The organism is Streptomyces sp. NPDC002776 (genome assembly GCF_053592195.1).
On sequence record NZ_JBSFVG010000009.1, the window covers coordinates 103930 to 115227 of the forward strand.

At 70.2% G+C, this 11298-nt stretch carries 11 protein-coding genes; 2 read left to right on the top strand and 9 right to left on the bottom strand.

Annotation, left to right across the window (positions count from 1 at the left end; all coding sequences use genetic code 11):
- Positions 1–43 precede the first annotated feature (43 nt).
- The 7 genes from ACWD11_RS19710 to ACWD11_RS19740 all read right to left on the bottom strand — a co-directional run bounded on the left by ACWD11_RS19710 (position 44) and on the right by ACWD11_RS19740 (position 7952).
- Entirely contained in the window at positions 44–505 is a 462-nt protein-coding gene (locus ACWD11_RS19710; RefSeq protein WP_389417874.1) for a PaaI family thioesterase, read from the bottom strand.
- Between the two features lie 31 nt (positions 506–536).
- Positions 537–1757 carry a beta-ketoacyl-[acyl-carrier-protein] synthase family protein gene (locus tag ACWD11_RS19715; protein WP_389417873.1) on the bottom strand — a complete coding sequence of 407 codons (1221 nt, stop codon included), beginning with the start codon at positions 1755–1757 and terminating at the stop codon, positions 537–539.
- A 16-nt stretch (positions 1758–1773) separates the two neighbouring features.
- Entirely contained in the window at positions 1774–2049 is a 276-nt protein-coding gene (locus ACWD11_RS19720) for an acyl carrier protein (protein ID WP_451284387.1), read from the bottom strand.
- Between the two features lie 20 nt (positions 2050–2069).
- On the bottom strand, positions 2070–3740 hold the full coding sequence (locus tag ACWD11_RS19725) for an AMP-binding protein (RefSeq protein WP_451284388.1): 1671 nt from the start codon (positions 3738–3740) through the stop codon (positions 2070–2072).
- Positions 3737–5263: a B12-binding domain-containing radical SAM protein gene (locus tag ACWD11_RS19730; RefSeq protein WP_389417870.1), complete on the bottom strand. Its 1527-nt coding sequence runs from the start codon at positions 5261–5263 to the stop codon at positions 3737–3739. Before ACWD11_RS19730 ends, ACWD11_RS19725 begins: the two co-directional genes overlap by 4 nt.
- A complete protein-coding gene (locus ACWD11_RS19735; RefSeq protein ID WP_389417869.1) occupies positions 5260–6567 on the bottom strand; it encodes a B12-binding domain-containing radical SAM protein in 1308 nt (435 codons plus the stop codon). Before ACWD11_RS19735 ends, ACWD11_RS19730 begins: the two co-directional genes overlap by 4 nt.
- 356 nt (positions 6568–6923) lie before the next feature.
- The gene (locus ACWD11_RS19740) at positions 6924–7952 is read right to left on the bottom strand and encodes a helix-turn-helix transcriptional regulator (protein ID WP_451284391.1); all 1029 of its coding nucleotides are present in this window, start codon (positions 7950–7952) and stop codon (positions 6924–6926) included.
- Positions 7953–8082: 130 nt separating this feature from the next.
- On the opposite strand from ACWD11_RS19740, the gene ACWD11_RS19745 reads away from it, so the two are divergent.
- On the top strand, positions 8083–8817 hold the full coding sequence (locus ACWD11_RS19745) for an NIPSNAP family protein (protein WP_389417867.1): 735 nt from the start codon (positions 8083–8085) through the stop codon (positions 8815–8817).
- 76 nt (positions 8818–8893) lie between these two features.
- Here the strand turns inward: ACWD11_RS19745 and wrbA are convergent, their stop codons facing one another.
- The gene (gene wrbA / locus ACWD11_RS19750) at positions 8894–9508 is read right to left on the bottom strand and encodes an NAD(P)H:quinone oxidoreductase (RefSeq protein WP_389417866.1); all 615 of its coding nucleotides are present in this window, start codon (positions 9506–9508) and stop codon (positions 8894–8896) included.
- A 153-nt stretch (positions 9509–9661) separates the two neighbouring features.
- On the opposite strand from wrbA, the gene sigJ reads away from it, so the two are divergent.
- A complete protein-coding gene (gene sigJ, locus ACWD11_RS19755; RefSeq protein WP_451284393.1) occupies positions 9662–10603 on the top strand; it encodes an RNA polymerase sigma factor SigJ in 942 nt (313 codons plus the stop codon).
- 3 nt (positions 10604–10606) lie between these two features.
- Here sigJ and ACWD11_RS19760 read toward each other — a convergent pair whose 3' ends face one another.
- Positions 10607–11296 carry a TRM11 family SAM-dependent methyltransferase gene (locus ACWD11_RS19760; protein ID WP_389417864.1) on the bottom strand — a complete coding sequence of 230 codons (690 nt, stop codon included), beginning with the start codon at positions 11294–11296 and terminating at the stop codon, positions 10607–10609.
- Between the last annotated feature and the right edge of the window lie 2 nt (positions 11297–11298).

Here is an 11298-nt window from a genome sequence, read left to right on the forward strand (position 1 = left end):
ACCGCCATCATGATCGAACGGGCCGTCGCGCGGGGGAAGTCGGTCAGGCCTCGTCGTAGCCGTCGAGGTCGGTCAGCAGGATCTGGGAGACGGTGTAGGTGCCCTGTCCCGCCGCCACGAGTTTGCCGCTGTCGGAGTAGACGTCGCTGCGGGCGACGTAGATCGTTCTGCCCGCGGTCACCACCTCGCCGACGGCGTGCACGCCCTCCTTGCGGACCGGCCGGATCAGGTTGATGTGGTAGTCGACCGTCAGGACGCTGTACGTCTCCTCCATCGAGTTGGCGGCCATGAACCCGGCGGTGTCCGCGACCTCGAAGAGCATGGCCGCGTGCAGGAAGTCCGCGTTCTGCGTCAGCTCCGGCTGGAACGGAATCGCCACCCGGGCGACGCCGGCCTTCTCGATCTCGATGGTCTTGTCGAGGAACCGGGAGATCTTGCAGCGCATGCAGCAGCGGGTCAGCTTCTCGAAGTGCGTGGCGGCGGGGCTCGGGGACGCGGAACTCAAGACGGTGCTCCTTGTGAGTGCGGTGGCACGGCTAGGCGCGGGACACCACCAGGCTGGCATTGATCCCACCGAATCCGAACGCGTTGATCAGACAACGTCGGAGGTCTGCCGCACGTGGCTCGCGGGCGATGTCGACGTCGGCGAACGACGGCTCGGTGCGGTCCAGTTTCACGGTGGGCGGCACGGTCCGATGGCGCAGCGCCAGCAGCGCCGCGGCCAGGTTCATGGGACCGTTCGCGGCGAACGCGTAGCCCGTGTGTCCCTTGATCGAGGTGACCACGGGCATCCTGCGCCCGCCCGCGGTCGCGGCCCGTACCGCCGCCAGTTCGGCCGCGTCGCCCTGGACCATGCCGGACGCCTGCGCGAAGACGCAGTCGATCTCCTCCGGTGCCAGCTCGGCGTCGGCGAGCGCGTCCGCCATGCACCGGGTGATGTGGTGGCTGGACAGGCCCGTGATCCCGTCGCCACCGCTGTTGGAGGCGAACCCGCTCAGCTCGCCGTGGATCACCGCGCCGCGCGCCTCGGCGTGCGCCCGCTCCTCCAGGACGAAGACGGCGGCCGCCTCACCGACGACCATGCCGTCCCGCTGCCGGTCGAACGGACGGGGTGTCAGCTCCGGGTCCGGGTGCCTGCTGAGCGCCCGCATCGCCTCGAAGCCGGAGTAGGTGATCGGCGTCGTCACCGCCTCGGCCCCGCCCGCCACCGCCCAGGTCCGGGCCCCGGAGCGGATGGCGCGCATCGCCTGCCCCAGCGCCTGGCAGCCGCTCGCGCAGGCCCCGGCGACCGTCACCTGCTCCCCCTCGATGCCGTGCCGCAGAGCGATCATGCTCGCCGCCATGTTGGGGATCAGGGAGGGGATCAGGAAGGGGCTGGTCTTGCGTGTCCCCTGCCGCTCCTGCTGGAGCACGCCCGCCTCGATGCTGGGCAGTCCGCCCATGGCGACACCGAGGTAGACCCCGCCGTCGCGCGGTTCGGCGATCGAGCTGTCCTTGAGCGCACGGTCGGCGGCGAACAGCGCGTAGCGCACGAACCCGCTCATCCGGGTGATCTCGAACCGGAGCGGACCCGGCTCGAAGACCACCCGGGTGTCGTCGATCTCGGCGGCATGGCGGGAGCGGAACCGGTCCGGGTCGAAGCGGGTCACCGGGCCGATCCCGGAGCGTGCGGTGATCAGGCCCTTCCACAGTTCGTCGGCGTCCGCGCCGAGCGAGCAGACCACCCCCATGCCCGTGACCACTACGTGGCGCGGCACGACGTCTCCGAATGGGTCACGCCTGCTGCCGGGAGGCGTCCAGGGTCTGCCGGATGTAGTCCTCCAGGTCCTGCATCGTCTCCAGCTTGTCCATGGCGGACTCCTCGAAGTCGACGCCGAAGCAGTCCTCCAGATACAGCAGCAGCTCGATCATCTTCAGCGAGCTCATGCCCTCGATGGAGTTGTTGACGTGCGACTGCGGAGTCAGATGGGAGACGTCCCGCTCGACGAACTCGCCGATGTGGATGACGAGTTTGTCGAACAGCTCCGGATCGTGCTTCTCGTCCTGCATCGTGTGGGCCTCCCCCATCGTCATGCGTGTCGGCTGGGCGCGGTGAGCTGTTCCTCGATCATCTTTCGGCACAGATGGCGCTGGATCTTGCCGCTGGTGGTGCGCGGAAGCTGCGAGCGGGCGATCCAGTGGAAGGTGACGCCGGCGATCCCGAACGCCTCCGCGAGGGCGCGGGTCACCCGGTCCGTGACGGACTGCCGTTCGCCCTCCTCGGCGAGGCGCTCGTCGAGCAGCAGATGGAGCTGCTCGGTGGGCAGACTCCGGTCGGGGACGCCGACGGCCACGACGGCCGGGGTGCGCGGGGACTCGGTGACGGCTTCCACGAACCGCTCCAGCTGGTCCGGTACGTAGTTGCGGCCGGCGATGATCACGATGTCCTTGCGGCGGCCGGTGACATAGACCTCGCCGTCGGCCTGGTAACCGAGGTCTCCGGTACGGAGATAGCCGTCCGGCGTCCGCAACGCGTCGTCGGCCTGCCCCTGCGGGCCCGGCTCCGGCAGGTATGCGTCGATCACACTGGGCCCGGCCACCTCGATCTCCCCGATCGCCCGTTCGGGCACCGGTGCGCCGTCCTCGCCGACGATCCGCAGGCGGTGCCCGGGCAGCACCGGGCCGACGCACGTCATGGCGACGCTGCGCGGGTCGTCGGCGGGCCGGGGCTCGGCATGGCCCTTGGCCGCGACGGCCTCGGCGTCCACCCGGTCCACCGTGTAGGCGCGGTCCACGTCGGGGATGGTCACCGCGAGTGTCGCCTCCGCGAGTCCGTACACGGGCAGCAGCGTCGTCTCGGGCAGTCCGAACGGGCCGAAGGTGTCCTGGAACTCGCGCAGGGTGGAGGCGTGCACCGGTTCGGCGCCGCACAGGGCGACCCGCCAGCGCGACAGGTCGAGATCGTCCGGCGGGCGGCGCCGCGCGACCCGCGCGCAGATGTGGAACGCGGAGCTCGGCGCGGGCGACAGGGTTCCGCCGTACCGGCTGATCCAGCGCAGCCAGGACAGGGGGTTGCGCAGGAAGGTGACGGGGTCCGCGAGCACCATCGGGATACGGGCCTGAAGCGCGTAGGAGATCCCGATGAGGCCCATGTCGTGGAACAGGGGCAGCCAGCTCACCAGGGAGTCGTCCGCTCTGGCCCGGATCGCCTCGGCGATGGCGCGGACGTTGGCGACGATGTTGCCGTGCCGGACCATGGCGAGTTTGGGGGCTCCGGTCGAACCGGAGGTGGCCTGGAGATGCGCCAGTGTGTCCGGCCGGGCGCGTGGCGCGTCGGGTCCGGAAGCCGCGCCCCGGACGGCGTCGGGGGTGGTGACCGGGATCTGGAGGGCCGGTGCCAGTTCCGGGGGCGCGATGATCCGGCGGGCCCGCGCGTGCTCCGCGAGTCTGCGCAGGTTCTCGGTGTAGCGCTCGCTAGGGGCCCCCGTCGGTTCCGCGGCGACGACCGGCACGATTCCGGCGTACAGACAGCCGAGGTACGCGGCCAGGAAGTCGCGGGAGGTGGGCAGGACGAGGATGACCCGGTCGCCCTCGCCGAGGCCCTGGGCGCTCAGTCCGGCCGCGGTCCCGCGGAGCAGGCGGGCCACGTCCGCGCAACTGAGGGCGAACTCCTCCTCGGTGCGCTCGATCACCCGGAAGGCGAGCCGGTCCGGGGTGCGCCGGGCGCTGTCGAGCAGGGCGTGGACGACGGTGCCGGTCATCGCGCGTATCGCTTCACGAATTCGACGTCGGTGCGCTTGGACGACTTCGCCAGCCAGTGGCGGAGTTCACCGTACCGGGAGTCGAAGTCGGCTTTCAGGCGCTCCTCCTTCAGCGTCCCGGACGAGGTGTAGTACGGCTTCTCCAGGTCCGCCAGGAAGCGGATGTGCTGCTCCATGCCGGCCCGTCCGCGGTCGACACTGCGGGCGTAGGACTTCAGGCGGGCCCGCCGTTGCGGGCGTTGCTCGATCTCGAAGGCCCGCTCGAAGAAGATGTCGTAGCTGTCGAGGATGCCCCGCTGGAGTTCGCTGGGGCGCATCTCGCGAGGGAAGATGCCGACGAACGAGTAGTGCTGGTAGGTCGGCACCTCCATGATGATCCGGTGGTCCTCGACGTCCTGCCGGGCCCCGTACAGCAGGTCCTGGAAGGGGTATTCGGCCAGGCACACGAAGACCGGGTGCATGATGCGGGCCTCCGCGCACCACCGGGCGGTGGCCTCGATCGCCGACCGGTCCTGGACGTCGAGGCCGAAGATGATGGCCGAGTGGATGGCGATGTCGTTCTCGGCGAAGCGCAGCAGCCGGCGGGTCTGTTCCGAGGGGTCGACGCGCTTGTTGAACGCCTTGAGGACGCTCGGGTCCTCCGACTCCACGCCCAGGCAGTACTCGTCGAACCCGGAGCGCTTGAGGTCGAGGACGAGGTCCATGTCGTCGGCGTGGTTGACCCGGCTCATGGCGATGAACTTGTAGCCCCGGTCCCGGAAGGTCTCGGCGATCTCCCGGCAGTATTTCTTGCGGGTGGTGAAGTTGAGGTCGGTGACGTAGAAGCGGTTGCAGCCGGTCTGTTGGTAGATGGCGTCCAGTTCGCTGCGGACGTCCTCGGCGGTCTTGGTGCGGAACTTCCGTCCGAGCAGGCGGATCGCGTAGCAGAACGAGCAGTCGAAGGGGCAGCCCCGGGACATGGAGACCGTCGCCCAGTGCAGTTTCGGCGCCCGGGCGAGGAGTTGGGGGTTGATGGCGTTGGCGATGTTGCCGTACCGGGCGACCTGGCTGAGGACCAACCGGCCCTCCGCGCCGATGTAGGCGAGGTTGTCGACCCCGGTGACCGGGTCGCCGGCCTCCAGCGCCCTGATCAGCTGGACGGACGGGATCTCGCCCTCGGCGATCACCGCGTAGTCGGCGTAGCGCAGTGCCTCGTAGGGCGCGAACGCGGCGTGCGGACCGCCCATGATCACCACGCAGTCGGCGCGCTTGTGCCGCTTGATCAGCTCCAGCGCCTCGAGGTTGGACCAGAAGTGGGTGGCCAGCGCCGAGATGAGGATGTAGTCGTACTCGGCGAGCGGGAAGTCGCCGGGCTGCTCGCCCCAGAACATCTGGCACATCTCGACGCGGGCGTCCGGGAACTCCTGCTGGACGAAGGAGGCGACGTAGTAGATGCCGTCGTTGTACGTCGTCGCCAGCGTGGAGGCGTCGGGATAGGCCTCGTGGAAGCCGAGCTGGACGCAGAGGATGTTCAGCGTCCTCATGACGGCGATCCGGAGTGGCTGACCTGCCGGTCGGCGTGCCGGCGCGCGAGTTCGGTGCGGAGCTTCGTCTTCATCTCCTGCTTCAGCCGGGCGGCGATGCGGTCCGGGTCGTTGACCCGGCGCTGCGCCCAGGCGAGCAGGTCGCGCGCTTCGGTGCGGTTCATGTGCGGGTGCTTCCACACCAGGTTGTACAGATCGTGCTTGCTGAGGTCCGGCTCGTCGATCAGGTGCTCCATCCGGCGGTAGAGCCGGGTGCCGTGGAAGGGGGTGAGCAGCGTCAACTGGCAGGCGAACAGGCCCTCTTGGCTGAGCTGCTCGATGTCGTACCGCATGTCCTCGATGGTGTCCTCGGCGAAGCCCACCATGAAGGTGCCGAGGGCCCGGCGGCCGTTGTCGATGAGTTCGCGCACGGTCTGCCGTACGTTGTAGACGTCGTCGCGCTTCTTCACGTCGGCGACGTTCTTGTCCCGGTAGGACTCGATGCCGACGATGGCGCCGTCCATGCAGCGGTCGGTGAGTTCGGGTATCCGTCCGCGGATCAGATCGGCGCGGGTGAGGCAGATCCAGGGCAACTCGCGTTCCGCGAGGGCGTCCACGACCTGTTCGGCCAGCTGGTTGGTGAGGAAGAAGCTCTCGTCGTAGATGATGACGTGGGCGACCTTGGCATCCCGGTACGCGTCGAGCGCCGCGTACGTGTCCTCCATGAAGATGGCTTCTTCTTTGGGATTGAAGATCGGCGTCGAGCAGAAGGTACAGCCGATGTTGCAGCCGCGCTTGGAGTACAGATAACCGACCGGGGAACTCATACCGCGAAAGCCGCTCTCCCCCAGCATCGCGGGGTGCCGCACCCGCGGCAGCGGCGTGCCGTAGACGTACTCGTGGATCGGGGCCTCACCGGCGCCCTTCACCAGCCGGGTGAAGTACTGGTCGATGCCGGGTGAGAGCACCCCGTAGTTGCCCGCCCAGATCTCCGGCACCCCGGCTTCCCGGGCGCACTTGGCCATCTCGATCGCGACCGGCGTGGACCAGGTGTAGAAGCTCAGGCCGACCATGTCCCAGTCCTCGGCGTGCAGCGCGTCGAGGTATTCCTGCCAGGTCGGGTACTCCAGGATCTCGACGTCCGGCACATTGTGCTTGATGAAACGCAGGCCGGTCGGCGGACAAGAGACGGATAATCGGTCCTCCAGGTCGACCGCGCAGGTCCAGGCCATATAGGTGTCGGTGCGGTCGTACCAGTTTCCGCCGACGCCATCGGATTCGACCAGTGCTTCTTTCGGAGCTGTCGCCAGGAGCACTTTCTTCATTGCGTCCCCTTCGCTTCGAATAACTCGCTGCGCGCAATATCATCGTGAAAGGCGTCGATTTCGGGAGTGCTCCGAGTTTTTGACCCTAGGTTCGCGCCAACTCGGGAGTCAACCCATTGGCGGCGCTCCGGTCAGGAGGGCCGCCAAATTCACGCCACCCGGTCACTGGCGTCCGCGCTCGTTCTCCGTGGGATCCCCGGCGGGAATTCCGATCACGGCCACGCGTCGCGAAGGGGCAGGTGGTCCGTGCCTTCTCGACCGGGGCCGACATCGAGGACCGGAGATCACGGGGTGAGCGCGGGGGGCGGTTTCGGTGCCCGGTCCAATGGCCGGATCGGGCACCTCGATTGCCTTGGTCAACTGGGTCGTGCAGTCGGTTTCGGCTGTTCCGAGCGGCCGGCCTCACGGGACATCACGCCGTAGGCCCGGGCGAGGACCTCCACGGTGGACGCCATGGCCTGCCGCAGTTCCGCGGGCGCGACCACCTCGACGTCGGCGCCGAGCCGCAGCAGCTCACCGCAGGCATGCGGGACGCTCTCCGTCGGGATGACCGCCTCGCACCAGCCGTCGTCGCCCACGGCCCTGGCGGTGGCGTCGACCGCCCGCACCACCTCCGGGGGCATGTTGTCGGGCAGGCGTTCACGGCCCCGGGGGGACAGCCGGACGGTGGCGGTACCGGTGTGACGGCGGGCCTGGAAGTCGTCGAGGTACGCGCTCCAGTAGGCGCCCAGGTCGAAGTCGCCGGGCCGGTCGAACAGTTCGTCGCTCAGGGCCGCGTCCAGGATCTGGGCGGCACGGTAGGTCGCGACGCCCTTCGGGGAGGCGGCCACGAGGTACCAGGTGCCCGATTTGAGGACCAGCCCGTACGGGTGCAGACGGCGGTTCACCTCCTGCGGGGCGCGCCAGCGGTGGTAGCGCACGTCCACCGCGCGCCGGGTGAGCACCGCCTCTACGAGGAGGGGCAGCTGCGGTGCCCCTTCGGGTTCCCGGTACCAGCCGGGGGCGTCCAGATGGAAGACCGCCGCGGTCCGTGCCGCCTCCTCGCGCAGTCCGGCGGGCAGCGCGGCCAGCAGCTTCAGCCGGGCCGCCGTGACCTCGCCCGCGAGGCCCAAGTCGGCGGCGGGGCCGGGCAGTCCGGCGAGGAACAGGGCCCGCGCCTCGCCCTCGCTCAGCCCGGTCAGCCGGGTGCGGTAGCCGTCGAGGAGCTGGTAGCCGCCCCGGCGGCCCGGCTCCGCGTAGACCGGCACCCCGGCGGCCTGCAGACGGGTCAGATCACGGTATGCGGTGCGCACGGACACCCCCAGCTCCTCGGCGATCGCCTGTGCGGTCAGGCGGCCCCGGGACTGGAGCATCAGCAGCACCGACAGCAGTCGGCCGGCGGACATGGCGCCATTCTCCCCCGGAAACCCTGACAGGTTCTGTCACAGTGCTGCCCTACCGTCGGTCCGCGGCCCGGCTCAGCGCACCCGTGGCCGGCATCGCGTATCCCGCAGCGCACCGAACAGGAGCCCCGCCGTGCCCTCGACCGACCTCGCCGGCCTGCCTGCCGTGATCGAACTTCGCCAGTACACGCTGCGTCCCGGGCGGCGCGAGGAGCTCATCGAGCTGTTCGACCGGGAGTTCGTGGAGTCCCAGGAGGAGGTGGGGATGATGGTGCTCGGACAGTTCCGGGACCTCGACGACCCGGACCGCTTCGTCTGGCTGCGCGGCTTCTCCGACATGACGGCCCGCCACCGAGGGCTCACCGACTTCTACGGCGGCCCCGTCTGGGCCGAGCACGGCCCGCGGGCCAACGACACCATGCTCGACTCCGACGACGTCCTGCTGCTGCGCCCCGAGAAGGCCGGGTTCTCCTACGACCCTTCCGGGCGGCCGCCGGTGGGAGCGCCCGCGCCGGACCGGTTCGTGTCCGCCACCGTGTGGTCCTTCCCGTCCGGCCGGCAGGACGGCGTGGCGCTGGTCCGGGACGGCATGCTGCCCGCGCTCGCGGAAACGGGTCCCGCGCCCTTCGCCTTCCTGACCACCGAGGACGCGCCGAACACGTTCCCCCGGCTGCCGGTCCGCACCGGCGAGAACACCGCCGCGCTCTTCACCTCGTACCCCGACGAGGGCGCGCACCACAAGCACCGGGCCGGGGTACGGGCGCACGCCCGGGTGCGGGACGAGATCCTCCCCGCCCTCGATCGGGAGCAGTCCGCGGCCCCCCAGGAACTGAGGCTGGCGCCCACGGGCCGCTCGCTCCTCGCGTGACTCCCCACGAGCGAAGCGAATGAGGCCGGGCAGGCTCCGCGGTTGCCTGCCCGGTCTCATGCGGCGCAGCCGGGGGTCAGGCCGCCGCGCGCCCCGCCTTCAGCGCCGCCGCGATCTCCACGGTACGGCGGGCCTGGTGCCGGGCCGCCTGCAACTGGACGTCGCCCGGCGCGCCCGCACCGGCCACGTGGGAGGTGCCGTAGGGGTTGCCGGACTGGAACTGGATCGGGTCGGTGTAGCCGGGGGGCACGATGATGCCGCCCCAGTGGTAGAAGGTGTTGCCCAGGGCGAGGAGGGTGGACTCCTGGCCACCGTGGGCGGTGTTGGAGGCGGTGAAGGCCGAGTACACCTTGCCCGCGAGCTTGCCCTGGAACCACAGGGGCCCGGTCGTCTCCATGAACGCCCGGAGCTGGCTGGCCGGGTTGCCGAAGCGGGTGGGCGTGCCGAAGAGCACCGCGTCGGCCCACTCCAGGTCGTCGTGACCGGCCTGGGGGACGTCGGCGGTGTCCTGGAGGTGCTGGACCCATTCCTGCCTGAGGTTGATGACCTCCTGCGGAGTCGTCTCCGCGACCTTGCGCAGGCGCACCTGCGCGCCGGCCTTCTCCGCACCCTCGACCGCCGCCTGAGCCAGCGCGTGTACGTTGCCCGTGGCGCTGTAGTAGATGATCGAGACATTCACGGATTCCGACATCGGTTGCCTTCCTTGGTCACCTGGCTAGTGTTCTGTTCACCGGGTACGACGACGCAGCCCCGCGAAATGTGAGGCGGGCGCCCGCCTCACACTCCGGGGCCCTGTGTCGTCGGACCGAACGGGGGCGGAGCGACCGAGGGAGTCGGCGACACCATGACAGACGCATCCGGGGCCGAGGACATCCGGCCCGACGATCCGGGCCTGAGCGCGATCATGAGCGAGCGGCGCCAGCTGCTCAATCTCACCTACCGGCTGCTCGGCTCGCTCACCGAGGCCGAGGACGTCGTCCAGGAGACGTACACCCGCTGGTACGCCATGTCCGCGCCGGAGCGGGAGGCCGTCGAGTCGCCCGGTGCCTGGCTGACCACCGTCGCCAGCCGTATCTGCCTGGACCTGCTCGGCTCGGCCCGGGCCAGGCGGGAGCGTTACGTCGGTGAGTGGGTGCCGGAGCCGCTGCCCGCGGACACGCAGTGGATCAGCGGGCGGTGGGGCGGCGGTACGGCGGTCGACCCGGCCGACCGGGTCACCCTCGACGAGTCGATCAACATGGCCTTCCTCGTCGTCCTTGAGTTGATGACCCCGGCCGAGCGCGTGGCGTTCATCCTGCACGACGTCTTCCGGTACTCCTTCGCCGAGGTGGCCGCGATCGTCGGCCGCAGCGAGCCCGCGTGCCGGCAGCTGGCCTCGTCGGCGCGCCGCCGGATCCGCGCCTCGCAGACCGCCGCGGCCCCGGCGGCCCGGAGCGCCGACATGGTGCGGGCCTTCAAGGCGGCCTGGGAGGCCAAGGACATCGACGCCCTGATCGGGCTGCTGGCCCCCGACGCCACCGCGACCGGCGACGGCGGCGGCCTCGTCCAGGCGGTGCTGCGCCCCATCGAGGGCGCCGAGCAGATCGCGCGGTTCTTCGCCGGGCGGATGGACGTGGTGCCGGATCTGAGGCTGGCGGAGAGCACGGTCAACGGCCAGCCGGGCCTGGTCGCCGAGGTGGACGGCGTGCCGGTGTCGGTGCTGGCGTTCGATGTCGCGGGCGACCGGATCAGGCAGATCTGGTCGGTGCTCAACCCCGACAAGCTCCGCTTGTGGCGCGAAAGTTGACGCCTACCGCGCCGGGTCGCCGCACTTCTGGGCCATCAGCAGGTACTCGTGCGAGCGGTTGGTGCGCATCGGGTCGTCGTCGTCCTTGACCGGCCAGTCGTAGAGATGGACGCGCTCGTCCCCGAGGGTGAGATGGCGGCCGAGCACGCGTGCGGCGTCCCAGGCCAGCGGGACGAACCGGTCACCGATCCGCCGGTTCTGGACGGCGATGACGGCGTAGGCGTCCGGCCGCATCACCGCCGCGACGGCCGCGAAGGCCTCGTCGAGTGCCGTCAGATAGGTGTCGTAGTCGCGCAGCGCGTACATCTGGCCCGGGTCGGGGTCGTCGAGGTCCAGTGCGGTGCCGAAGTACGGCAGGTCGCACAGGACGAGGTCCACGCTGCCGGGGTCGAGCGGCGGCTTGCGGGCGTCGCCGCAGAGCATGCGCTGGTCGGGGTAGCGGGCGACGCGTCGCCGTGCCTCCTCGGCGCGGGCCGGGTTGATCTCCAGGCCGACCCCGAGCCGCCCCTCCGCGGCGCAGGCCACGAGGGTGGTGCCCCATCCGGCGAAGGGGTCGAGGACCAGGTCGCCGGGTGCGGTCAACTCGGTGATCAGCGGGCGCAGTTGGCTGACCAGCCCGCTCTGTCCGGCGACCTCCTCCCGGGCGAACTCCGGGTCCTCCGCGCCGAGCAGGCGCCAACTGGACATCCCCATGG

Excerpts from the sequence above, each read along its gene's own strand:
- wrbA (WP_389417866.1), bottom strand. The coding sequence starts at position 9,508 with ATGTCGGAATCCGTGAATGTCTCGATCATCTACTACAGCGCCACGGGC.
- sigJ (WP_451284393.1), top strand. The coding sequence starts at position 9,662 with ATGACAGACGCATCCGGGGCCGAGGACATCCGGCCCGACGATCCGGGC.
- ACWD11_RS19720 (WP_451284387.1), bottom strand. The coding sequence starts at position 2,049 with ATGCAGGACGAGAAGCACGATCCGGAGCTGTTCGACAAACTCGTCATC.
- ACWD11_RS19760 (WP_389417864.1), bottom strand. The coding sequence starts at position 11,296 with ATGGGGATGTCCAGTTGGCGCCTGCTCGGCGCGGAGGACCCGGAGTTC.
- ACWD11_RS19725 (WP_451284388.1), bottom strand. The coding sequence starts at position 3,740 with ATGACCGGCACCGTCGTCCACGCCCTGCTCGACAGCGCCCGGCGCACC.
- ACWD11_RS19740 (WP_451284391.1), bottom strand. The coding sequence starts at position 7,952 with ATGTCCGCCGGCCGACTGCTGTCGGTGCTGCTGATGCTCCAGTCCCGG.
- ACWD11_RS19730 (WP_389417870.1), bottom strand. The coding sequence starts at position 5,263 with ATGAGGACGCTGAACATCCTCTGCGTCCAGCTCGGCTTCCACGAGGCC.
- ACWD11_RS19735 (WP_389417869.1), bottom strand. The coding sequence starts at position 6,567 with ATGAAGAAAGTGCTCCTGGCGACAGCTCCGAAAGAAGCACTGGTCGAA.